The sequence below is a fragment of the Streptomyces tremellae genome (genome assembly GCF_039540215.1).
GTDB classification, from domain to species: domain Bacteria; phylum Actinomycetota; class Actinomycetes; order Streptomycetales; family Streptomycetaceae; genus Streptomyces; species Streptomyces tremellae.
In genome coordinates, this window is the sequence record NZ_BAABEP010000021.1 from 29,349 (window position 1) to 50,994 (window position 21,646).

The 21,646-nt window shown below is 74.6% G+C and carries 19 protein-coding genes and 3 pseudogenes; 11 read left to right on the top strand and 11 right to left on the bottom strand.

Annotated features, from left to right (window positions below):
- A pseudogene (locus tag ABEA77_RS16600) lies at positions 1-379 on the bottom strand (hypothetical protein); the annotation flags it as partial.
- On the opposite strand from ABEA77_RS16600, the gene ABEA77_RS16605 reads away from it, so the two are divergent.
- On the top strand, positions 318-854 hold the full coding sequence (locus ABEA77_RS16605) for an RNA polymerase sigma factor (protein ID WP_425588292.1): 537 nt from the start codon (positions 318-320) through the stop codon (positions 852-854). The pseudogene ABEA77_RS16600 and the gene ABEA77_RS16605 overlap by 62 nt on opposite strands.
- Positions 851-1,264 carry a hypothetical protein gene (locus ABEA77_RS16610; protein WP_345647535.1) on the top strand — a complete coding sequence of 138 codons (414 nt, stop codon included), beginning with the start codon at positions 851-853 and terminating at the stop codon, positions 1,262-1,264. The genes ABEA77_RS16605 and ABEA77_RS16610 overlap by 4 nt, the downstream gene beginning before the upstream one ends.
- A 9-nt stretch (positions 1,265-1,273) precedes the next feature.
- Here ABEA77_RS16610 and ABEA77_RS16615 read toward each other — a convergent pair whose 3' ends face one another.
- Positions 1,274-2,149 carry a glycosyltransferase family 2 protein gene (locus ABEA77_RS16615; protein WP_345647538.1) on the bottom strand — a complete coding sequence of 292 codons (876 nt, stop codon included), beginning with the start codon at positions 2,147-2,149 and terminating at the stop codon, positions 1,274-1,276.
- 263 nt (positions 2,150-2,412) lie between these two features.
- Here ABEA77_RS16615 and ABEA77_RS16620 point away from each other — a divergent pair, with 263 nt between their 5' ends.
- Complete coding sequence (locus ABEA77_RS16620; RefSeq protein WP_345647541.1) at positions 2,413-3,288, top strand: helix-turn-helix domain-containing protein; 876 nt, start codon at positions 2,413-2,415, stop codon at positions 3,286-3,288.
- A gap of 52 nt (positions 3,289-3,340) precedes the next feature.
- Here the strand turns inward: ABEA77_RS16620 and ABEA77_RS16625 are convergent, their stop codons facing one another.
- The 3 genes from ABEA77_RS16625 to ABEA77_RS16635 all read right to left on the bottom strand — a co-directional run bounded on the left by ABEA77_RS16625 (position 3,341) and on the right by ABEA77_RS16635 (position 6,495).
- Entirely contained in the window at positions 3,341-4,735 is a 1,395-nt protein-coding gene (locus ABEA77_RS16625) for an acyltransferase family protein (protein ID WP_345647544.1), read from the bottom strand.
- Between the two features lie 117 nt (positions 4,736-4,852).
- A complete protein-coding gene (locus tag ABEA77_RS16630) occupies positions 4,853-5,899 on the bottom strand; it encodes a zinc-binding dehydrogenase (RefSeq protein WP_345647647.1) in 1,047 nt (348 codons plus the stop codon).
- A 5-nt stretch (positions 5,900-5,904) separates the two neighbouring features.
- Positions 5,905-6,495, bottom strand: a complete 591-nt coding sequence (locus tag ABEA77_RS16635) for a TetR/AcrR family transcriptional regulator (RefSeq protein WP_345647547.1) — start codon at positions 6,493-6,495, stop codon at positions 5,905-5,907.
- 212 nt (positions 6,496-6,707) lie between these two features.
- Between ABEA77_RS16635 and ABEA77_RS16640 the strand changes: the two genes are divergently transcribed.
- Positions 6,708-7,562, top strand: a complete 855-nt coding sequence (locus tag ABEA77_RS16640; RefSeq protein WP_345647550.1) for an alpha/beta fold hydrolase — start codon at positions 6,708-6,710, stop codon at positions 7,560-7,562.
- A gap of 9 nt (positions 7,563-7,571) precedes the next feature.
- Here ABEA77_RS16640 and ABEA77_RS16645 read toward each other — a convergent pair.
- Positions 7,572-7,961, bottom strand: a pseudogene (locus ABEA77_RS16645) (aldo/keto reductase); the annotation flags it as partial.
- A 56-nt stretch (positions 7,962-8,017) separates the two neighbouring features.
- On the opposite strand from ABEA77_RS16645, the gene ABEA77_RS16650 reads away from it, so the two are divergent.
- Complete coding sequence (locus ABEA77_RS16650) at positions 8,018-8,158, top strand: hypothetical protein (RefSeq protein ID WP_425588289.1); 141 nt, start codon at positions 8,018-8,020, stop codon at positions 8,156-8,158.
- A gap of 116 nt (positions 8,159-8,274) precedes the next feature.
- On the opposite strand, the gene ABEA77_RS16655 is transcribed toward ABEA77_RS16650, so the two are convergent.
- Together ABEA77_RS16655 and ABEA77_RS16660 are read right to left on the bottom strand one after the other, a co-directional pair.
- On the bottom strand, positions 8,275-9,144 hold the full coding sequence (locus ABEA77_RS16655; protein WP_345647552.1) for an arylamine N-acetyltransferase family protein: 870 nt from the start codon (positions 9,142-9,144) through the stop codon (positions 8,275-8,277).
- A 256-nt stretch (positions 9,145-9,400) separates the two neighbouring features.
- Complete coding sequence (locus ABEA77_RS16660) at positions 9,401-9,859, bottom strand: SPW repeat protein (protein ID WP_345647555.1); 459 nt, start codon at positions 9,857-9,859, stop codon at positions 9,401-9,403.
- A 396-nt stretch (positions 9,860-10,255) separates the two neighbouring features.
- Here ABEA77_RS16660 and ABEA77_RS16665 point away from each other — a divergent pair, with 396 nt between their 5' ends.
- Positions 10,256-11,632 (top strand): S53 family peptidase, encoded by a 1,377-nt coding sequence (locus tag ABEA77_RS16665; protein ID WP_345647558.1) that lies wholly within the window; start codon positions 10,256-10,258, stop codon positions 11,630-11,632.
- 107 nt (positions 11,633-11,739) lie between these two features.
- On the opposite strand, the gene proP is transcribed toward ABEA77_RS16665, so the two are convergent.
- Entirely contained in the window at positions 11,740-13,302 is a 1,563-nt protein-coding gene (proP, locus tag ABEA77_RS16670; RefSeq protein ID WP_345647649.1) for a glycine betaine/L-proline transporter ProP, read from the bottom strand.
- 805 nt (positions 13,303-14,107) lie between these two features.
- On the opposite strand from proP, the gene ABEA77_RS16675 reads away from it, so the two are divergent.
- On the top strand, positions 14,108-15,499 hold the full coding sequence (locus ABEA77_RS16675) for a nucleobase:cation symporter-2 family protein (RefSeq protein ID WP_345647560.1): 1,392 nt from the start codon (positions 14,108-14,110) through the stop codon (positions 15,497-15,499).
- An 18-nt stretch (positions 15,500-15,517) separates the two neighbouring features.
- Positions 15,518-15,694: a hypothetical protein gene (locus ABEA77_RS16680; RefSeq protein WP_345647563.1), complete on the top strand. Its 177-nt coding sequence runs from the start codon at positions 15,518-15,520 to the stop codon at positions 15,692-15,694.
- A 31-nt stretch (positions 15,695-15,725) separates the two neighbouring features.
- On the opposite strand, the pseudogene ABEA77_RS16685 reads toward ABEA77_RS16680, so the two are convergent.
- A pseudogene (locus ABEA77_RS16685) lies at positions 15,726-16,329 on the bottom strand (HD domain-containing protein); the annotation flags it as partial.
- Between ABEA77_RS16685 and ABEA77_RS16690 the strand changes: the two are divergent.
- The 3 genes from ABEA77_RS16690 to ABEA77_RS16700 all read left to right on the top strand — a co-directional run bounded on the left by ABEA77_RS16690 (position 16,210) and on the right by ABEA77_RS16700 (position 20,783).
- Complete coding sequence (locus ABEA77_RS16690; RefSeq protein WP_345647660.1) at positions 16,210-16,503, top strand: hypothetical protein; 294 nt, start codon at positions 16,210-16,212, stop codon at positions 16,501-16,503. The pseudogene ABEA77_RS16685 and the gene ABEA77_RS16690 overlap by 120 nt on opposite strands.
- A gap of 362 nt (positions 16,504-16,865) precedes the next feature.
- Positions 16,866-19,472 (top strand): excinuclease ABC subunit UvrA, encoded by a 2,607-nt coding sequence (locus ABEA77_RS16695; protein WP_345647565.1) that lies wholly within the window; start codon positions 16,866-16,868, stop codon positions 19,470-19,472.
- A 411-nt stretch (positions 19,473-19,883) separates the two neighbouring features.
- A complete protein-coding gene (locus ABEA77_RS16700; RefSeq protein ID WP_345647567.1) occupies positions 19,884-20,783 on the top strand; it encodes a S1 family peptidase in 900 nt (299 codons plus the stop codon).
- A gap of 74 nt (positions 20,784-20,857) precedes the next feature.
- On the opposite strand, the gene ABEA77_RS16705 is transcribed toward ABEA77_RS16700, so the two are convergent.
- Entirely contained in the window at positions 20,858-21,103 is a 246-nt protein-coding gene (locus ABEA77_RS16705; RefSeq protein ID WP_345647570.1) for a hypothetical protein, read from the bottom strand.
- Positions 21,104-21,646: the final 543 nt, after the last annotated feature.

Here is a 21,646-nt window from a genome sequence, read left to right on the forward strand (position 1 = left end):
GGAAGGCCCAGCCCAGGCCGGTGCCCTCGGTCCCGGGGAACGCCGCCCCGAGGCCGGTGCCGTCCGCGCCGGGGAAGGCCCAGCCCAGGCCGGTGCCCTCGGTCCCGGGGAACGCCGCCCCGAGGCCCGTACCGTCCGCGCCGGGCAGGGCCGCCCCGGCCCCGGGCCACGCCGCCCCGGGCGCGTCCGCGCCGAGGCCGGTGCCGTCCGCGCCGGGCTCGCCCGTGTCGCCCGTGGCCGCCGGGCGCTGAGTGTCGGCGTCCGCCGCGTACCGGCCGGTCCCCGCACGCTCCCTCGTCGGGGGCGTGCGGGGCCTGCTGCTGCGCAGCCTCTCAGGGCGGCGCGAGCCCGCGCCCGTACCCCTCGCGGACACCGGCATCGACGCCCTGTACCACCACCGCAGGCTGCACCTCGTGCGGCTCGCGCTGCTGCTCGTGGACGATCTGCCGACCGCGGAGGACGTGGTGCAGGACGCGTTCGCCGCGCTCTACCGGCGCCACGGTGACCGGCTCGCGGAGCTCGACGACCCGGAGGCGTACGTCAGGCGCAGCGTCGTCAACGGCGCCAGGTCCGTGCTGCGCCGCCGCCGTACCGTACGGGCGTACGTGCCGGAGCGCGCGGGCCACGCGCCGCCGCCGGACGAGGACGTCCTGCTGCGCGAGGAGCACCGCGAAGTCCTCGGCGCGCTGCGGCTGCTGACGCCGCGCCAGCGCGAGGTGCTCGTCCTGCGCTACTGGTCGAACCTGACCGAGGCCCAGATCGCCGACACCCTCGGCCTGTCGCGCGGCGCCGTGAAGTCCACCGCGAGCCGCGCGCTCGACGCGCTGGCCCGCCGACTGGAGGCACCGCGATGACCGGCACGCGAAGCACCGCCACCGAGGACAGGCTGCGCGCGGCGCTCGCCGCGAAGGCCGCCACGGTGGACCGGGCCGACCTGCGCCGCGCCGCGCCCCCGCCCGCAGGGCCGCGCGTCGCCCGCAGGGCCCGTACGGCCCTGCTGTGCGCCCTCGCCGCCGCCGTGGCCGGCGCGGCACTCGCCCTGCCCGGCGCCCTCACCCACCACCAGGACCGGGAGCCCGCGACGCGCCCGCACGCCAGCACGCCGGCCCCCGAGCCCTCCGGGCCGCGCGGCCGCTCGCCCCTGCCCGTCCAGCCGGTGCCGGGCACCCCGGGCGCACCGGAGAGCGCCGCGCCGCCGGTAGGCAGCGGGGCACCGGAGAGCGCCGCGCCGCCGGTGAGCGGCGGCGCCCCCTCGCCCCGGTGAGCGCGCGGCTCAGATCACCGGCGGGCGGCCCAGTGCCGTCATCCGGCGCACCGTGCTCCACCGCATCGGGCGGCGCGTGCCGCACGCCGTGCGCACGCCCTCGCCGAATCCGGCGAACCAGGCGCGCAACCCCTTCACCGAGCGGGTGCGGGCGACGGTCAGCAGGATCCACGTGCCCAGGTAGAGGGGGACGAGCGGCGCGGGCAGGTTGCGCCTGGCCAGCCAGACGCGGTTGCGCGCGGTCATCCGGTAGTAGACCTCGTGCCGTGCGGGCGAGGTGCGCGGGTGCTGGAGCACCAGCTCGGGCTCGTAGCGGATCTTCCACCCCGCGTCGAGGGCGCGCCAGGCGAGGTCGGTCTCCTCGTGGGTGAAGAAGAACGCGTCCGGCCAGCCGCCGATCTCGTCGAGCATCGCCATCGACAGCGCGTGCCCGCCGCCGAGGAACGTGGTGACCTCGCCGCCGCGCATCGGGTCGTCGGCGCGCAGCCGCGGCACGTGCCGCCGCGCGGTGAAGCCCGTCTCGTCCGCGATGCGGAAGCTCACCACGCCCAGCTTCGGGTGCGTCTCGTAGAGGTCCGCGACCCGGGAGACCACGTCGGCGTCGATCAGCAGGCCGTCGTCGTCGAGGTCGACGAGGACGTCCACGTCGCCCGCCTTGCGCAGCTCCTCGATCGCCACGTTGCGCCCGCCCGCGACGCCCAGGTTCTCCGGGAGTTCCACGCCGATGACGCCCTCGGGCAGCTCGGGCAGCGGCGCGCCGTTGCCGACGACGACGGTCCGCCGTGCGGGCTCGCGCTGCTTGGCCACGGAGTCCAGCAGGGCCCGCAGTTCCGCGGGCCTCGTCCCCATGGTCAGGACGGCCACCCCCACACGTGGTCGCGTCACGCCGCATCACTCCGCTCTGTTCTGCTCCGGGCCCGGTCCTTCGAGCTTATCGGGCCCCCTCCACCGCGAGGTCACTGGAAGGTACCGTCCGCGACGCCGGAGGTTCACCTTTCCCACCGCGGACCGCTCTCCTTCCGTCACACCGCGACCGGCGCGGGAAGGCGGCGTGCCGACAAGCGGAACAATGCGCACCGCCCAGCTCTCCCCCTGGGCCCGCTGTGTCACACTGCCCGGGTGGCCGAGGGCGGAGTTGGGGTGGGGACATGAGCGAACCGCGTTCTGCACCGACGATCGGCCAACTGGTCATCAGCAGACAGCTGCGGGCCCTGCGGGAGGGCGCCGAGGTCAGCCGCGAGGAGGCCGCGAAGCTGCTGCATGTGACGGTCGCCACGATCCGCCGCATGGAGTCCGCCGAGGTCGCGCTGAAGATCCCGTACCTCCAGGTCCTGCTGCCCGCCTACGGTGTGCCGCCCGAGGATGTCGCCTCGTACGTCGAGCTGACCGAGGAGGCCAACAAGCCCGGCTGGTGGCAGCGGTTCCACGACGTCCTGCCCGGCTGGTTCGGCGGCTACGTGAGCCTTGAGGAGTCCGCCAAGACGATCCGCGAGTACGAGCCGCACTTCGTGCCCGGCGTCCTCCAGACCGAGGCGTACACCCGGGAGATCCTCACCACCACCGCCGTCGGCCAGCCCGACCCCGGCAGGGTCGAGCGGCAGGTCGCGCTGCGCATGCGCCGGCAGTCCCTGCTGACCAGACAGGAGAACCCGCCGAACTTCTGGGCCGTCATCGACGAGACGGTGCTGCGCAGGCCCGTCGGCGGCGCCGCGCTCATGGCCGAGCAGGTCGAGCGGTTGCTGGAGATCACCCAGCTGCCCAATGTCACGCTCCAGGTGGCGGCGCTCGCCTCCGGCCACCACCCCGGCACGTACAGCCCCTTCGTGCTGTTCCGCTTCGACGTCCCCGAGATCCCCGACATGGTCTACATCGAGTACCTGACCGGGGCGCTCTACCTGGACGAGGAGAACGAGGTCGCCGAGCACATGGAGGCCATGGACCGCATGGTCGCCATCGCCGAGTCCGCGACCCGCACCCGGCAGCTGCTCTCCGAGTTCCTCAAGGATCTGCGCCGGATGGCATGACGCCCGCGCCCCGGCCGCCCGCTCGGCCCGCGCCGCGCCGGCCACGCCCGGCCTACGCGGCCGTGGCCGTGGCGGGACGGCGCTCCCGGCCCACCGCCGCGTCGTCCGTGCGCCCCGCCCCCGGGCCGCGGACGGCCGCGGCCGGCCCGCGCCGCCGCCCGCGCCGGTTCAGCGGCCGCTCGACCAGGTAGTACGAGGCGGTCGCCGCGGCCGTCGAGGCGGCCAGCGTCGCCACCAGGTGCCCGCGCTGCACGCCCAGGTCGGCGAGGAGCCGGCCCAGCGGGTAGTGCCACAGGTAGAGCCCGTAGCTCAGGTTCCGGCCCACCCACGCGACCGGGGCGAGCGAGAGCAGCCAGGACAGCGCGGAGCGCGGCCGCAGTTCGAGCGCGGCGACCACCGTCGCCGACAGCAGCGCCGTCGCCAGGAAGCCGACCGTGTACCAGCTCTCGGTCCACGGGTTGTCCTCCGTCACGGGGACCTGCCAGACGATCAGCCCTAGCGCGCCGAGCGCCGGCCACGCGAGCCGCCCCGACCAGCGCCGCAGCGCCGCGAGCCGCGGGTCGTCCGCGCGCAGCCGCGCCACCGCGATCGCCAGCAGCGCCCCGGCGAGCAGCTGGTCGGCGCGGGTGTCGGTGCCGTTGTAGATGCGGTGCGCCTGGGTCGGGTCCCACAGCAGCCAGCGCCAGACCACCGGCAGGAAGCACAGCACACCCGCCCAGATCAGCACCGCGCGCGGACGCACCCGGCGCAGCAGGGCCCGCAGCAGCGGCGGCCACAGCAGGTAGAACTGCTCCTCGACGCCGAGCGACCAGTTCTGCGCGAGCAGCGCCGTGCCGTCCGAGTACGGCCCGGGCTGGGCCGCCCGCACGATGTTCACCAGGAACGTCACCGAGAGCAGTACCGACGTCCACGCCCCGTCGAAGCCGGCCAGGCTGGTGGCGCCCGCGAGCACCGCCGCCAGCGCGCACACCGTCAGCAGTGCGGGCACGAGCCGCAGCCACCGCCGCCAGTAGAAGCCGCCCATCGCGATGTCGCCGGTGCGCGCGTACTCCGCGACGAGCAGGCGGGTGATGACGAACCCGCTGATGGTGAAGAAGATGTCCACCCCGATCGAGCCGCCGGGCAGCAGACCGGGCTCCAGGTGGTAGACCATCACGATCCCGACGGCGAGCGTGCGCAGCCCGTCCACGCCCTGCACCCGGCTGGTGCGCCGGACCGCGGAGGGAAAGCCCCGCGTGCCGCCGGGCGCCGACGCCGCCAGCTTCGGGTGGACGGGCATGCCGTGGTGCGAGCCGCCCGCCGCCGCCCCGTCGGGCGCGTGCGCCGCGGGCGCGCTCCAGCGCGCGGGGAGTGTGTCGGGGGCGCGCCCCGGTCGTCTTCCGCCGGTGGCCGCCGCCTCGGTCGTACCGGCCGCCGCTGTCGTCTCGGTTCCAGGGGAGGGCTCCACGTCGTGCCCGTGCCCGGAATGCTCGATCCCACACGGCGCTCGCGAGCCATTAACTCAAAACTCAGATTGGGTAATCCGGTTGCCGTAGGGCTCGCCGCCCGGCTCCCCCGTACGACCTCACGACCGCGGTGTGACGACGGTCATCCCCGGCGAGGGCGCCCCGGTGCGCCGCCCCATCGCGGCCAGCGCGGCGGGCGCCGCGTCGAGGCCGATCACGGAGGTGACCAGCAGGTCGGGGCGGAGCGCGCCCGCCGCGACCTGCCGCATCAGCTCCGGATAGGCGTACGCGGCCATGCCGTGCGAGTCCAGCACGTCGATCTCGTACGCGACGACGCGGTCCATCGGCAGCGGGGTGCCGTCGCCCGGCAGCAGCCCCACCTGCACGTGCCGGCCGCGGCGGCGCAGGCACCGGACGGAGGCCGCCGCGGTGGCGGCCGAGCCGAGCGCGTCGAGGGAGGCCTGCGCGCCGCCGCCCGTCGCCTCGCGCACGGCGGCCGCGGTGTCCGCGACCGCGCCCGCGTCGACGGTCGCCGCCGCGCCGAAGGACCGGGCCAACTCCAGGGCGCGGGGCGCCACATCGACGGCCACGACCCGCGCGCCCGCCGCCGCGGCGATCATCACGGCGGACAGGCCCACCCCGCCGCAGCCGTGCACGGCGAGCCACTCGCCCGGCCGCACCCGCGCACGCTCCACGACCGCGCGGAACGCGGTCGCAAAGCGGCAGCCGAGCGACGCGGCCGTCAGGAACGACATCGCGTCCGGCACGGCGACGAGGTTGGTGTCCGCGTGGCGCAGCGGCACCAGCTCGGCGAACGACCCCCAGTGCGTGAAGCCGGGCTGCTCCTGCCGCTCGCACACCTGCTGCTCGCCCGCCGCGCACGCCGCGCACCGGCCGCAGGCGCACACGAACGGCACCGTGACCCGGTCGCCGGGGCGCCAGTTGGCGACCTGCGCGCCCACCGCCTCGATCCGGCCCGCCAGTTCGTGGCCCGGCACGTGCGGCAGTGCAATGCCGTCGTCATGGCCCATCCAGCCGTGCCAGTCGCTGCGGCACAGGCCGCTCGCCTCGACCCGTACGACGACCCCGTCGGGCGCGGGCGCGGGATCGGGCACCTCCCGTACCTCGGGGGCCGCCCCGAACTCCTCGAAGACCACGGCGCGCATCGCCGTCACGCCCCTTTCCGCTGTTCTTCGCCCACCGGTGCGCGCCCGGCATCGGCGAGCGCCCGCCGCACCGCGTCCTGGACGACCGCGCCCGCGGTGAGTACAGGTTCGACGTCGCGCAGGGCGCGGCTGAGCACGAACGCGCCTTCCAGCGAGCACACCATCGACGTCACCAGCCGCCGCGCGACGTCCTCGGGCAGCCCGTGCCGGGTGAAGCGCTCGGTGCCGGTGGCGAGCCAGTCGGCGAAGACGTCCGCGGTCGCGGCGCGCAGCGGCTCGTGGGTGCTCGCGACCTCCAACGCGACCGTCTCGATGGGGCAGGCGTCGGCGTAACCGGTGGCCTCCAGGGTGCCCGCGGCGCCGACGAACACCATCCGCACCCCCTCGACCAGGCTCGGCGCGTGGTCGAGCACCGCGAACACCAGGTCCCGGAACTCCGCCCCCGACCTGCGGACCACCTGCTCGCCGAGGTGCGCCTTGCCGCCGGGGAAGAAGTGGTAGACGGAGCCGAAGGGCGCGCCCGACGCGGCCACGATCTGCTTCAGCCCCGTGCCGGTGTAGCCGTGGCGGCGGAACAGCTCCGCCGTCGCGCTCATGATCCTGTCCCTGGTGTCCGCCGCCACGGTCCCGCCCGCCCGTCTCCCGCGCTTCGCTGTCGGTTGCTGCCTGCTGCCTGCTGCCTGTGTCGTTCCGCCGGGCCCGGTACCGCGCGTTGTGCCGCCCGGACCCGGTGCCTACTCTAGTACGCGTACCGAGTAGAGCGATCTATCCATTCCCTTCCCGTCTCCCGTCGTACCGGAGGGCCGCGATGCCGGAAGTCACCCTGTCCGCGGGCACGATCGCGTACGAGGACACCGGGGAAGGGCCGGGCGACCCGCGGCCCACCCTGGTGCTGCTGCACGGCCTCACCATGGACGGCTCGGTGTGGCGCGAGGTCGTCGCGGCGCTGGGGCCCCGCTACCGGTGCGTCCTGCCGACGCTGCCGCTGGGCGCACACCGCACCCCGATGCGGCCCGACGCCGACCTGACGCTCCGCGGGATCGCCCTGCTGGTCGGCGAGTTCGTCGAGGCGCTCGACCTGCGGGACGTGACGCTCGTGCTGAACGACTGGGGCGGCGCGCAGCTGCTGCTCACCGAGGGGCCCGCCGACCAGATCGACCGGATCGGCCGGGTGGTGCTCACGGCGTGCGAGGCGTTCGACAACTACCCGCCCGGGCTGCCGGGCCGGCTGATCGGCGTCGCCTGCCGCACCCCCGGCGGGCTGCGGCTGCTGATGAGCGCCCTGCGGCTGCGCGCGGTGCGCAGGGCGCCGGGCGGCTGGGGCTGGATGAGCAAGCGGCCCGTGCCGGGCGCGCTGATGGACGCGTGGTTCGCCCCCGCGCGCACCGACCCGCTGGTCCGCCGCGACCTGGTCGCCTACGCCCTGAGCCTGCCGGACCGCCCCGCGCTCCTCGCCCAGGCGGAGCGGCTGCGGTCCTTCCCGAGGCCGGTGCTCGTGGTGTGGGCCAAGGAGGACCGGCTGATGCCCCGCGCGCACGGGCCCCGTCTCGCCGCCCTCTTCCCCGACGCCCGGCTGGTGGAGCTTGACGACACGTACACCCTGATCCCCGTCGACCAGCCGGACCGGCTCGCCGCGCTGCTGCGCGACTTCGTACCGGCCTGAGCTGCTGACCGCGGGGGCTGCCGGATCGAAGACCGGGTTCCCGGTCTGGAGGACGGACACCGGGAAGGCGGGGTGGGCGCGGCGGATGGTGTCGGGCCCGGCTTCGCTCAGCCCGAGGTACCGCACCTTGCCTTCGGCGATCAGCTCGCCGACCGTGCACGCCACGTCCTCGACGGGCACATCCGGGTCGACACGGTGCTGGTAGAGCACGTCGATGTGGTCGGTGCCCAGGTGGCGGAGGCTGTTCTCGGTGACTTCGCGGATGTGCTCGGGACGGCTGTCGGAGGAACCCCAGAGGTCGGTGGGATCGCTCAGGTCGAAACCGAACGTGGCGGCGAGGGGGATGTCGTCGCGGAAGTCCTGCACGGCGCGGCCGAGCAGCTGCTCCAGGAGGCCCGTCGGCGGCCGGCCGCGGGCGACACCACCGCGGCCAGGCCGCACGCGCGGTCGGGTACGTGAGCACGCCCCAGTTCAACCGCGAGTACCGCAGCGCGTACGGCCTGCCGCCGGGGCAGGACGCGACCCGGCTCCGCTCCGGGCTCACGTCGCGCGCGGAAGCGGGCGCCGCGCGCGGCGCCCGGCGGAGCAGCGGGTAGCGCCCTCCGCCGGGGGACGCGGCCGGCGCCCGGCGTCGGCTTCCGGCCGCGGCACCAGGGCGAGCGGACGTGCGCAACGGGCCGCGCTGGCGCGCACCGGGTGCGGCGCGCGGGCGTCAGCCGGCCGTCATGCGCACGTCGGCGAGGGTGAGTCCGGCGGGCGGCACGATGCCGAACTCCTCGTCCAGCACGCGGCGCAGCGCGCCGTCGGTCCGCACGTCCGCGGTCCTGACGACCGCGCCCGCGCGGGTCTGTGTGAGCCGGCCGTCCGCGAGCGCGCGGTGGACGCCGCCCGGCAGGGCGCGCTGCACGAACAGCCGATGGGAGAACGGGGAGCGCGGGTTGGTCGCGATGTTCCAGTTGATGCCGTCGAAGTCCACCCGTTCGAACGGCTCGCAGGTGAACGCGTACTGCCTCTCCCAGCCCCCGGCGCCGTACGCCTCAAGGATCCACAGCGGGGAGGGCCCCTCGTGCGGGACCCGCACCAGCCGGTGGCGTCGGTACTCGGCCGCGTGCTCGGTGTCCGCGGTCAGCGGCAGCGGCTCGATCAGCGCGCCCGGCGTGCCGAAGCCGACGTCCGCGAGGTAGGGCCCGTCCCCTTCCGGGGGGCGGACGAGCAGCGCCATGTGCGTACGGGGCCGGGACGCGATGACGTCGGCGCCGACCAGGACCCGTGCGGTCAGCAGTGTCACACCGAAGCCGAGCGCGGTGAGCGCGTCGGCGAAAAGGGTGTTGTGTTCGTAGCAGTAGCCGCCGCGCCCACCGTGCACGAGCTTCGCGTCCAGGTCCGCGGGGGCCAGGGAGGGCACGGTGCCGCGCACGGGGTCGATGTTCTCGAAGGGCAGCGCGTAGCTGTGCGCCCGCTGGACGGCCGCGAGGGTGGCGGCGTCCGCCGCGAGGCCGTCGGCGCCCGGCAGGCCGATCCGCCGGAGGTAGCCGTCGAGCCGGTCGGCCGCGGGCGCGGGGGAGGGACGGTCGGCGTTCATGCCCTCACCGTAGGCCGCGGCTCGGACCCGCGTACTCCGCCCGCGGGTCCGACCGCCCTGGTCCTCCGGTCCTGGTACCCGGCGAGAGAACGGTGCCCGGCCGCCCGGTCGCCGGCCCGGACAGGCGGCCGGGCGCCCGCCGTACGCCGCACCCGGCGGTCCGGCCCCGGCGGCCACGCCACGCCCCGCGCACGCGATGCCGGCGGCACGCGCCCGTGCCGCCGGCTGTGGGGGACCACCGCACGCGAGGGCGCCGTCAGCCCCGTCGCGCACCGCCCGCGCCCATGGCCGCGGTCACCAGCGCGAGGCACACCATCACGCCGCCGACGACGCAGTTGCTCCAGATCGTGCGGGTCGTGTCGAAGTTCCCCCGCACCACCCACGGCGCGATGATCGTGAACACGCCGATGCCGAGCGCGGCCCAGCTCATGCCGTGCGTGCGCTCGTAGGCGGAGTTGACGAACCCCATGGTGAACAGCACAAAGGCGATCCCGAGGATCAGGTTGGTGATCGTCAGAGCCGTGAAGCCGCTGAACCCGGTGATCCAGGCGGACGCTGCCAGATAGAGGCCCGCCAGCAGGGCCAGGCCCTCGACCGCCTGTGCCATCGGCGTGGACGTCCTGCGCTCCGAGTGGGCGCGCAGGGCCACGATGTCCGGGTGCTGGTCAATGCTCTGCGTATGCGATGACGTGCCGGGTGACGTGTGTGCCGCCATCTCGGCCACCTCCTTCGATGTGGCGTGTGACCGCAATCGAGTGACCTGCCCGTACCGCCTCAATCAGGGCGGAAAGGAATTTTCTGGTGATTAATGCATTTGTGACCTGGCCTCTTCGTCCGGGGCGCCCGGCCCGGGACCGGTCGCCGGAACCGGTCTCCGGGACCGGACAGGGCCCCGAGCCGTGCGCCCCGCGCACCGTTCCGCCGACCGGCGTAATCGCGCGCCGCCCCGCGCCGGGCTCCTTGTATCGCACAGCGACCTGACGATCTGATCGTCACACCGCACGTGCCGTACGTGCCCGTACGTGCCCGCATGCGTACGCCGCGCACCGCACACCGCACACCGCACACCGCGCGGCACACCGCACCGATCCACCCGACGCGAGGAGCGCCCATGCACAGAGTCCTCCCGGCCGCGCCACGGACGAGAGCCGCGGCCCTGGTGGCGGCCCTCGCCGCCCTCGTCGCCTGCGTTCTGGCCCCTGGGGCGGCCGCCCGCGGCACCCGGGCCCCCGCCGCGCTCCCGCTGCCCGTGCCCGCCGTCGCGGGGCACCAGGTCGTGCGCGGCGCGAGCGGCCCGCTCACCACCGCGCAGTGCGAGGACCGCTACGGCATCGCCTGCTACACGCCGACCCAGTACCGGCAGGCGTACGACCTGGCCCCCCTCTACCGCAGGGGCATCACCGGCAGGGGCCGCACCATCGTCGTCGTGGACTCCTTCGGCTCCCCGACCGTCCAGCACGACCTCGACGTCTACAGCAGGCAGTTCGGCATCAAGAGCACCCATGTCGACGTGGTCAGGTGGGGCAGGGTGCCCCCCTTCGACCCGGCCGACGAGACCATGGCGGGCTGGGCCGGCGAGACCAGCCTCGACGTGCAGATGGCGCACGCGATCGCGCCCGACGCGCACCTCGTCCTCGTCGAGACCGGCGTCGCCGAGACCGAGGGCACCACAGGCCTGCCCGAGATGATGGACGCCGAGCGTGACCTCGTGGACCGCGGGGTCGGCGATGTCGTCACCCAGAGCTTCGGCGCCACCGAGGACACCTTTCCCGGCTTCGCCAAGGGTGACTTCTCCAGCATCAAGGACCTGCGGTACGCCTTCCGCGACGCCGAGCGCCACGGCGTGACCCTGCTCGCCTCGTCGGGCGACGGCGGCGCCACCGACTCGACCGAGGACGGCGTCGGACACTACGACCACCCGGTCAACTCCTGGCCCTCGGCCGACCCGCTGGTCACCTCGGTCGGCGGCACCCAGCTGCACCTGGACGAGCAGGGCCGCCGCACCGCGCCCGACAGCGTCTACAACGACAACGGCGCGAGCGGCGGCGGCAGGTCCCATGTCTTCCCGCGCCCCGCCTACCAGGACACCGTGTGGCGGACCGTCGGCGCGCGGCGCGGCACGCCCGACGTGTCCCTGTCCGCCGCGGTGGACGGCGGCGCCTGGACGTACACCAGCTACGACCCGAAGCAGACCGGCTGGAGCGTCTCGGGCGGCACCAGCGAGGCGAGCCCCCTCTTCTCCGGCATCGTCGCGCTCGCCGACCAGCAGGCGGGGCGCCGGCTCGGCGACATCCACCAGGCGCTGTACACCCTCTCCGCCGAGGCGCCGTGGAACCCGCTCACGGGCATCGTCGACGTACGGGACGGCACCGACAACTCGTACCAGGGCGTGACCGGTTACCGGGCCGTGCGCGGCTACGACATGGCGACGGGCGTCGGCACGGTCGACGCGGCCAGGTTCGTGCCCGCGCTCGCCGCCACGGGCTGACGGCGCGGCGCGGCGCGGCGCGGGCGGCGGGCGGCCCACACCCCGGGGCCGGGGCCGCCCCCGGCCGTCAGCGCCGCCCGCGCACGCGGGAGCCGCCGAGCCCTCCCTCACTCCTCGTCAGAGCTGTTGGCGTCACCGTTCATGTGCTGACGTCCCGGATGGCGCACCCGCATCCACACGTCGCGCGCCTGGCGGCTCGCCTCCGTCCTGCTGCGCGCCACCAGGCTGCGCGCCTGCTCCTCGGTCTCCACCATCGGGCCAGAGCCGCGCAGCGGCTTGCCCGCCGTCTCGTGCAGGAAGAACGTCGAGATCAGGCCGATGAGACCGGCGATCATGAGGTAGTACGCCGGGACCATCTTGTCGCCCGTGCTCTCCACGAGCGCCGACGCGATCAGCGGCGTCGTGCCGCCGAACAGGGACACCGAGACGTTGAACGCGATCGACAGCGCGCCGTAGCGGATACGGGTCGGGAACAGCGCGGGCAGCGTCGAGGCCGACGTGCCCGCGAAGCAGACAAGCAGCAGGCCGAGGATCAGGCAGCCGAACGCGGGCATCAGGATGCCCCCCTGCCGGATCAGCAGGATCGCCGGGATGGCCAGCACCACCATCGCGATGCTGCCCGCCATGAACATCGGGCGCCGCCCCCACCGGTCCGATGAGCGGCCGACCGTCGTGATGGTCAGGGCCACCACGACCATGGTGCCGAGGATCAGCAGCTGCGCGGTGACGTCGCCCTGGTGCAGGGTCTCCGTCATGAACGTCGGGAGGTAGGACGTCACCATGTAGTTGGTGACGTTGTAGAGCAGCACGAGGCCCATGCAGATCAGCACGGCCTCCCAGTGCCGGGTGAAGATCTCCTTCAGCCGGCCCTTGCCCGACTGCCGGGCGCTGCTCACCAGCTCGTCGTCGGCGCGCGCGGCCTCCGCCGCGCCGTACCCGCTCTCCTGCGCCTCGGCGGCGTCCGCCTCCTGCTCCCGCAGGAACGCCGGCGTCTCTTCGAGGCGCAGCCGCATGTAGAGGCCGACGAGGCCGAGCGGTCCCGCGACGAAGAACGGCACGCGCCAGCCCCAGTCGACCATGCCCTGGCTGCCGAGGACGGCCGTCAGCAGCGTGACGATGCCCGAGCCGAAGGCGTAGCCGACGAAGGTGCCGAAGTCGAGCCAGCTGCCGAGGAAGCCGCGCCGCTTGTCGGGGGCGTACTCGGCGATGTACGTGGTGGCGCCCGCGTACTCGCCGCCGGTGGAGAAGCCCTGCACCAGACGGCAGATCAGCAGCAGGATCGGCGCGGCGAACCCGATGGCCGAGTAGCCGGGCAGGAAGCCCACCGCGAAGGTGCTGATCGCCATCATGATCATGGTGATGGCGAGCACCCGCTTGCGGCCGATCCGGTCGCCGAGCGGGCCGAAGACCAGCCCGCCGAGCGGCCGTACGAAGAAGGCGGCGGCGAACGTCGCGAAGGTCGAGACGACCTGGGCGCCCGGCGAGCTCGACGGGAAGAACACCTTCCCGAGCGTGCTCGCCAGATAGGCGTACACGCCGAAGTCGAACCACTCCATCATGTTGCCGAGCGCCGCGGCCGAGACCGCCCTGTGGACCTCTGCCTTGTCCGTGACGGTGACGTCCGCCTCGGTGAGCGCCTGTTTCCGCCGCCGCAGGAGCGAGCGGAGCAGCCGGTCGTTGAGCGAACGGTCGGGGCTCTGCGTCATGCGGCCCTGTCGCGCGGAAGTCGATCGACGGGGGCGGCCGATATTCATTGCGTCCTGTCCGTAGGCGTCGGATTTCGCCCATTATCACCACCCGGGTCCCCGCCGGAGTGAAGCCGGCGGCCGGCCCCGCGTGGCGCCGATGAGCCATGCGCGCATACCCCGTGCGGCGCCGTCCGATGCAGGTGTCCCCCACCACGTCCGGGGTGCTGCCGCCACCGCCCGGGCCCCGGGCGGTGCTGCCGGGCACCACCCGGGCCCCAGGCCCGGCGGCGCGGCGCGCCTCCCGCACGGTCGCGGTCTCCCGCTCCGGCCCGCCGCCCCGCTGGACCGCGTGGACGGCATACGCGCTCGCGGCGGTCGCCCCGGCCTCCGTGTCGTCACTGTCCTTCCGTACCGCCCCGCGCTGTTCTTCCGCACCGTCCCGCGCGCTTCTGCGCGGCGAACTGCCTGGGGCACCACCGCGCCGACGGGCGCGCTCCTCAGCCAGGGGCTGCCGGCCCCGGGCGTCGCGGCGCCCCGCGCGAGGCCGCGCTCCCCGCCGCTGAACGGGCCCCGGGGCGCCCCGGCGGCGGCTCGACGAGCCCCGGCCGCCGCAACTGCCCCGACCGCCCGGGGAAACCCCACGGAAACAACTTCAACGGAAAGTTGAAGCGCACCTCTTGCGCCGCGCCCGCGATCCCGCGTACACATACGCGTCCTCGCCGGCGCGGCGCCCGTACGACGCCCACACCCACACCGCCTCTCCCCTTCTCTCCTCCCGGAGGCCGACGTGCCACCCAAGTCCACGGCAGCAGCCGAGCCGCCCGCGCCCGTCGTGGCGCAGGATACGGTCGACACCAGGCCGCCGCTGCCCCGGCTCGGCCTGCTCGGACTCCAGCACGTCCTGGTGATGTACACCGGATGCGTCACCGTGCCCCTGGTGTTCGGCGCGGCGGCGAAGCTCGACACCTCCACCGTGGGCCTGCTGATCAACGCGGACCTGCTGGTGTCGGGGCTGATCACCCTGGTCCAGTCGCTGGGCGTGGCCCGGGTGCTCGGGGTGCGGCTGCCGGTGGTGGCGGGTGCGACGTTCACCGCCGTGACCCCGATGGTCCTCATCGCGGGGCAGTACGGGCTCACCGCGGTGTACGGCTCGATGATCGCCGCGGGCGTCTTCGGGCTGCTGGCGGCCGTGCCGTTCGCCCGCGCCGTACGGTTCTTCCCGCCGCTGGTCAGCGGCATCGTCATCACCGTCATCGGCCTCTCACTCATCGGCGTGGCCGCGGGTCTTGTCGCGGGCGACGACCCGGCGGCCCGGGACTACGCGGCCCCCTCCCACCTGGCGCTCGCGGCCGGGATCGTGGTGCTGATCGTCCTGTTCGGCCGGTTCACCCGCGGATTCCTCTCCCAGATCGGGGTGTTGGTCGGCCTGGTCGTCGGTACCGGGGCCGCGGCCCTGATGGGCCTCACCGACTTCTCCTCCGTGGGCGGCGCACACTGGGTCGGGATCGGCGCGCCTTTCCACTTCGGGACGCCGACGTTCCCGGTCGCGGCTGTCACGTCGATGTGCGTGGTGATGCTCGTGACGTTCACCGAGTCCACCGCCGACATGCTCGCCGTCGGCGAGATGACCGGCCGCCGCCCCACGCCCTCGGCCCTGGCGCGCGGCCTCGCCGCCGACGGCGTCTCCAGCGTGCTCGGCGGCGTGTTCAACGCCTTCCCCGACACCGTCTTCGCGCAGAACGTCGGCCTCGTCGAGATGAGCAAGGTCCGCAGCCGGTACGTGGCCGCCTGCGCGGGCGCCCTGCTCCTGGTGCTCGGGCTGATACCCAAGCTCGGCGAAGTCGTCGCGTCGCTGCCGGGCCCCGTGGTCGGCGCCGCGGGCCTGGTGATGTTCGCGACGGTGACCGCGGTCGGTATCAGGACGCTGCGCGCCGTCGAGTTCGAGGGCACGAACAACCTTCTCGTCGTCGCGGTGTCGATCGGTGTGGGCATGCTGCCGGTGGTCGCGCCCACCATCTACCACGCCTTTCCCGCCTGGGTGCAGGTCATCGGCGGCAGCGCGATCACCAGCGCCACACTGACCGCGTTCGTCCTCAACCTCGTCTTCCACCACACGCGCAGGCGTGTTCCTGTGGAGACGGGGCAGAAGAAGACCCCCAGTACCACGGCCCGTTCCTGACCCCAAGGGGAGTGTGTGATGGAGAAGAAGATCCTGGCCAGGTTCCCCGCGGGCGCACCGCGCGGCGCCTGGCCCGCCGAGGAGTACGCGGCCCGCAGCCGAGGCGAGGGCACCCCCGCGACGGTCGTCATGGACCTCGAAGAGGACTCCTTCCTGGTCGTCGCCCCCACCGACCGCAACCCCCTGCCGGACTGACCGCCCCGGGGCACTGACCCGGTCGGGAGGACTGCTCGCCGAGGGCGCCCCGCGGCCGGTCGAGCGGGTCCTGCGCGAGCAGTTCGCCGACGAGGGGCCGCGCCGACTCCGTGACCGGGCGCCCCTGCCTTTGTCGATCCACCGCCGCACGTGGGCGCAGCCCCGCGCCCGGTACTCGACGCCCCGGAGCAGGTACTCCGGGCGCCGGAGCAGGCACTCCAGCTCGTCCGCGCCACGGGCGCAGACCGCCTCGGGCGTCTCCCGGTCCTCGCAGTCGTCGACGTGCTCGTCGACCGCGTCGCGGACCGCCCGGCCGAGGAGCGCGGGCCTGCCTTCGCCTGGTCGGCGGTCACCGCCCGTGGGCCCGCGCCCGGCGCGTACTTCCTGCCGAGGTGGTTCACCTCCCCGGGCCGCGTCTCCCGGGTGTCGTGCCATGCGGCGGGGAACGCCGCGCGGTTCGGGCCGGCGCCTTCGAGCTGCGCGACGACCGTCGCGAGGAGCGCGGTGCGCCACGAGTGCCCGGCCACACTCCCCGGCTCGCGCACGCCCGCCATCCACCACCCGGCGCGCCGCGCCTGCTCGCGCGTCCCCGCCTCGAACGGACAGCGAACCACTGCCGCCAGGCCCTCGGCCACGACGCCCCCGGCCCCCGCACGGCGTACGCGGGCGGCCTCGAACGCGGCTCGACCGTGCGGGTCCTGTGGGCCTGCGCCCGACACCGCAACCAGGCCGAGGCCGAGGCCCGCCCGGCCGAGGCCCAGGAGGCATGCCTCCTCACCCTCGCCGGGCGCGAGGCGCCCGCCCCCTGAACCGCTCCTGGCACGGAACGCTCCACGCCCGAACTCCCGTGTGCGGCGGGCTCCGCCCCGCGATCCGCGTCACGGCAGGTGGGCGGGGGTGGCGTGGGCGAGAATGGCGGGTGCCGGTGGCGGGCGTCGCGCGTCGGCTCCGTACGGTCCGCGAGGGACCGGGGCGGGCGGGCACGGCGCGGCGGAGGCGGCATGAGGAGCGGGCGGCGATGAGCGCGGAGGCCCCCACCGGGTCCGGCGCGCCCGGTGCCGGCGGGCCTGGGCCCGAGGCAACCGGGCCCGAAGGAACCGGCGTTCGTGCGCCTGGGCCCGGCGCGCCCAGTACCGGTGTCGGCGCGCCCGAGGCCGGGGCCGCGCCCGGTGTGACCGGGCCCGACCCGTACGTGCGCGTGCGTGGCGCGAGCGAGCACAACCTCAGGGGCGTCGACACGGACATCCCGCGCGACGCGCTGACCGTCTTCACCGGTGTCTCGGGTTCCGGCAAGTCCTCCCTCGCCTTCGGGACGCTCTACGCCGAGGCCCAGCGCCGCTACTTCGAGTCGGTCGCGCCGTACGCCCGACGGCTGATCCAGCAGGTCGGCGCGCCTAAGGTCACCGAGATCACCGGGCTGCCGCCCGCCGTGGCGCTCCAGCAGCGCCGCGGCACGCCCGGCTCCCGGTCGTCCGTCGGCACCGTCACCACGCTCTCGAACCTCCTGCGGATGCTGTTCTCGCGCGCCGGCTCGTACCCCGAGGGCACCACGGAGCAGCTGGACTCCGACGCCTTCTCGCCGAACACCGTGACCGGCGCCTGCCCCGAGTGCCACGGCCTCGGCCGGGTCCACCGGGTCACCGAGTCCTCGCTCGTGCCCGACCCCTCGCTGAGCATCCGCGACCACGCCGTCGCCGCCTGGCCCGGCGCCTGGCAGGGCAAGAACCTCCGCGACGTCGTCCAGGCGCTCGGCTACGACATCGACCGGCCCTGGCGCGAACTCCCGCAGGCCGACCGCGACTTCATCCTCTTCAGCGATGAGCAGCCGGTGGTGACCGTCGAGCCCGTGCGCGAGGCGGGCCGCATCCAGCGGCCGTACCAGGGCACGTTCATGAGCGCCGAGCGGTATGTGATGCGCGCGTTCTCCGAGTCGAAGAGCCAGGCGACGAGGCGGCGCGTCGCCCGGTATCTGGAGAGCGCCGAGTGCCCGGTGTGCGGCGGCAGGCGGCTGCGGCCCGAGGCCCTCGCCGTCACCTTCGCCGGCCACGACATCGCGGCGCTGACCGCCATGCCGCTGAGCGCGCTCGCCGACGTGCTGCGCGCCACCGCGCGCCTCACCGACCCGGACGCCACCGTGCCGGCGTCGGACTCGGGCGAGACGACCGAGGCCGCGGTGGCGATCGCCCGCGACCTCGGTGCCCGCATCGGCGTGCTCACCGGCCTCGGCCTCGGCTACCTCAGCATGGACCGCACCGCGCCCACGCTCTCGCCGGGGGAACTCCAGCGGCTGCGGCTCGCGACCCAGCTGCGCTCCGGGCTGTTCGGCGTGGTGTACGTGCTCGACGAGCCCTCGGCGGGCCTCCACCCCGCCGACACCGAGCCCCTGCTCGACGTCCTGGAGAGGCTGCGCGCCGAAGGCAACACGCTGTTCGTCGTCGAGCACGACATGGACGTGGTGCGCCGGGCCGACTGGGTGGTCGACGTGGGGCCCGGCGCGGGCCGCTACGGCGGGCGTGTCCTCTACAGCGGCCCGGTGCCGGGCCTCGCCGCGGTGGAGGAGTCCGCGACCCGCCCGTATCTGTTCCCGGGTACGCTCCCGGCCGCACTCCCGGGTGCCGAGGGGGCGGGGGACGCCGCCGTACCGCACGGGCCGGACGGCAGCGCGCGGCCCGCGCGCGCCCCCGGCGCCTGGCTGCGGCTGCGCGGGGTGACCCGGCACAACCTGCGGGACCTCGACGTGGACGTGCCGCTCGGCGTGCTCACCGCGGTCACCGGGGTGTCGGGCTCGGGCAAGTCGACCCTGGTGGGCCAGGTGCTCGCGGAGACCGTCGCGGCCCACCTCGGCACCGGCGCACAGGCCCCGCCCGCGGACGGTGAACACGAAGCGGACGGCGGCGACTTCGCCCCGGACGCCGAGAGCGCCGAGGACGCCGGCACCGGCTCAGGGGTACGCGCCGTGGAGGGCCTCGACGCGGTGCACCGTCTCGTCCGCGTCGACCAGAAGCCCATCGGCCGTACGCCGCGCTCCAACCTCGCCACGTACACCGGCCTCTTCGACACCGTGCGGTCCCTCTTCGCGGCCACGGACGAGGCCCGCAGGCGGGGTTACGCGCCCGGCAGGTTCTCCTTCAACGTCGCGTCCGGGCGGTGCGAGACCTGCCAGGGCGAGGGGTTCGTCGCCGTCGAACTCCTCTTCCTGCCCGGTACGTACGCCCCCTGCCCGACCTGTCACGGCGCCCGGTACAACCCCGGGACGCTGGAGATCGCCTACCGGGGCCGCAGCATCGCGGACGTGCTGGCCCTCTCCGTGGACCAGGCCGCCGCGTTCTTCGCGGACGTGCCTGCCGCCGCGCGCGCCCTGCGCACCCTCCAGGACGTGGGGCTCGGCTACCTCCACCTCGGCCGGCCGGCCACCGAGCTGTCCGGCGGCGAGGCCCAACGCATCAAGCTCGCGGCCGAGTTGCAGCGGGCCCGGCGCGGCCACACGCTCTACCTGCTGGACGAACCCACCACGGGCCTGCACCCCGCGGACACCGACCTGCTGATGCGGCAGCTGCACGGCCTCGTCGACGCGGGCAACACGGTGGTCCTCGTCGAGCACGACATGGCCGTGGTCGCCTCCGCCGACTGGGTCCTCGACCTCGGCCCCGGCGCGGGCGACGAGGGAGGCCGCGTGGTGGCCGCAGGACCGCCCGCGCGGGTCGCCCGCACGCCGGGCAGCAGGACCGCCCCGTACCTCGTCAGGCGCCTGCCCGACACGGCCCGCGGGGACGCCTGAGCCCGAGGCTCCGCCCGCCGGAGCGCACCCGCGCGCCGGAAACCCGGAGCGGTCGAGGCATCCGGAGCGCCCGGAGCGCCCACAGATACAGGAGTGCCCGGAGAGCCTGGAGAGCCCACAGATACAGGAGTGCCCGGAGAGCCCATAGACGCAGGAGTGCCCGGAGAGACAGGGGAACCTGGAGAGACAGGAGAACCTGGAAAGCGCGGAGAGCCCGGAGCGCCCGGGAAGGCCGGAGAGGTGGGAGAGGTGGGGGAGCCGGAAAAGGGCGGAAAGAGCCGTAAGGCGCCGGAAAGAGGCGACGTGCGCCCTGCGGGGTAGCGGCGATGTTGTCCGTACACCGACAATGCATCGACCGTTTTCGCCCCGGCGCAGGTCGGTTCGCGGACCGACCCGAGAGGAACGACCCCCATGCGCAAGCCGCTCCTGCTCACCCTCACCACACTCGCCCTCGGCGCGGCCGCCGTCGCCCTCCCCACGGGCACGGCGGCCGCCCTCCCCACGGCGCCCGCCGCCGCACCGGCCACCGCCCACCAGGCCGCCGCCCCCGCGACGGCACCCGCCCCTGCCGCGCCCAGAGCGACCTCCTTCGCCGGCACCGTCGCGCTCAGCAACTGTTCCGGCTCCCTGATCCGCCTGCCCGACTCCCAGCCCACGGACCCCGGTCTCGTCCTCACCAACGGCCACTGCATCGAGTCCGGCTTCCCCGGCGCGGGCGAGGTCATCACCAACCAGGCGTCCACCCGCAGCTTCACGCTCCTCAACGCCTCCGCCGGCACGGCGGGCACGCTCAAGGCCAGCAAGGTCGTCTACTCGACGATGACCGACACCGACGTCACGATCTACCAACTCACCCAGAACTACAGCCAGATACAGAAGTCCACCGGCATCGCCCCGCTCACCCTCTCCGCGAGCCACCCGGTGCAGGGCCATGCGATCGACGTCGTCTCCGGCTTCTGGAAGCAGGTCTACTCCTGCTCGATCGACGGCTTCGCGTACCGCGTCAAGGAGGACCAGTGGACCTGGAAGGACTCGGTCCGCTACACCCCTGAGTGCCAGGTCATCGGCGGCACTTCGGGCTCGCCGGTCATCGACACCACCACCGGCCAGGTCACGGCCGTCAACAACACCACCAACGAGAGCGGCGAACGCTGCACCCTCGACAACCCCTGCGAGGTCGACCAGCAGGGCGCCGTCACCATCCACAAGGGCACCGGCTACGCCGAGGAGACCTACACCATCCCCGCCTGCTTCACCACGGGCAACAAGCTCAACCTCGCGGCCTCCGCCTGCACCCTCCCCAAGCCGTAACGCCGCCACCCCACGCACAAGGCCCCGTACGGACACCCGTACGGGGCTCCCGCGCGTCCCTGCGGCGACGCTCGTCACCGCCTCCGCCGCAGCGCGCGGGTGGCCAGGGCGGTCGCGCCCGCGAGGCTGATCAGGCCGCAGACCAGGTGGGTGGCGGTGTGGGCACCGCCGTACGAGGCGATCGCGTTGATGGCGACGCTGACGATGACCACGGCCCACAGCAGGACGCGGAGGACCGCGTCGCCGGTGACGGCGCCTGCGGGGGCGTGCGGGGCGTGCGCGGTGGTGGTGTCCAGCGGGCGGGAGTCGGTGTGCGCCATGGTGTTTCTCCTGGGGATCGCGGTGGGGTGTTGCCTGTGGTCATGACGCTAGGCGCCGGCACCCGGGCCGGACGATCCCGTGCGCTCCCTGGTGCGAGGTACAGCAGGCTGTACTTCTCGCCGCCGAGGGCCCTGCGGAAGGGGTCGCGCCTCTAGGGTTGTCGGCGAATCCGGGTGGACCCGAGCGGCTCGGGGCCGACCCGAGCGGCTCGGGGCGGAGCCGACCGGTGACGCGGGACGGGGCGGGTTCTGGCCGGGTTCGGAGGGGCGAGGGAGACTGATGGCAGTGCGGCGGAGAAATCGTGACGTGGGGGACCCGGCGGGCGCGCTCGCGTCGTCCGCCCCCTGCGCGGTGGCGGCGGGAGCGCCGCTCGGCCCGCACCGCCCGCATGCCTGCGAGGTGCCGCACGGCCCGGATGGCGCCCACGGCTCCCAGGCGCCGCTCGGCCCGCACCGCCCGCATGCCTGCGAGGTGCCGCACGGCCCCCGCAGCCCGCAGGCCTCCAAGCCGCCGCCCCGCCCCGATGCGCCCCGTGGCGGCGG

Coding starts and splice junctions, on each gene's coding strand:
- ABEA77_RS16610 (WP_345647535.1), top strand. CDS start 851: ATGACCGGCACGCGAAGCACCGCCACCGAGGACAGGCTGCGCGCGGCG.
- ABEA77_RS16620 (WP_345647541.1), top strand. CDS start 2,413: ATGAGCGAACCGCGTTCTGCACCGACGATCGGCCAACTGGTCATCAGC.
- ABEA77_RS16630 (WP_345647647.1), bottom strand. CDS start 5,899: ATGCGCGCCGTGGTCTTCGAGGAGTTCGGGGCGGCCCCCGAGGTACGG.
- ABEA77_RS16635 (WP_345647547.1), bottom strand. CDS start 6,495: ATGAGCGCGACGGCGGAGCTGTTCCGCCGCCACGGCTACACCGGCACG.
- ABEA77_RS16640 (WP_345647550.1), top strand. CDS start 6,708: ATGCCGGAAGTCACCCTGTCCGCGGGCACGATCGCGTACGAGGACACC.
- ABEA77_RS16655 (WP_345647552.1), bottom strand. CDS start 9,144: ATGAACGCCGACCGTCCCTCCCCCGCGCCCGCGGCCGACCGGCTCGAC.
- ABEA77_RS16660 (WP_345647555.1), bottom strand. CDS start 9,859: ATGGCGGCACACACGTCACCCGGCACGTCATCGCATACGCAGAGCATT.
- ABEA77_RS16665 (WP_345647558.1), top strand. CDS start 10,256: ATGCACAGAGTCCTCCCGGCCGCGCCACGGACGAGAGCCGCGGCCCTG.
- ABEA77_RS16680 (WP_345647563.1), top strand. CDS start 15,518: ATGGAGAAGAAGATCCTGGCCAGGTTCCCCGCGGGCGCACCGCGCGGC.
- ABEA77_RS16700 (WP_345647567.1), top strand. CDS start 19,884: ATGCGCAAGCCGCTCCTGCTCACCCTCACCACACTCGCCCTCGGCGCG.
- ABEA77_RS16705 (WP_345647570.1), bottom strand. CDS start 21,103: ATGGCGCACACCGACTCCCGCCCGCTGGACACCACCACCGCGCACGCC.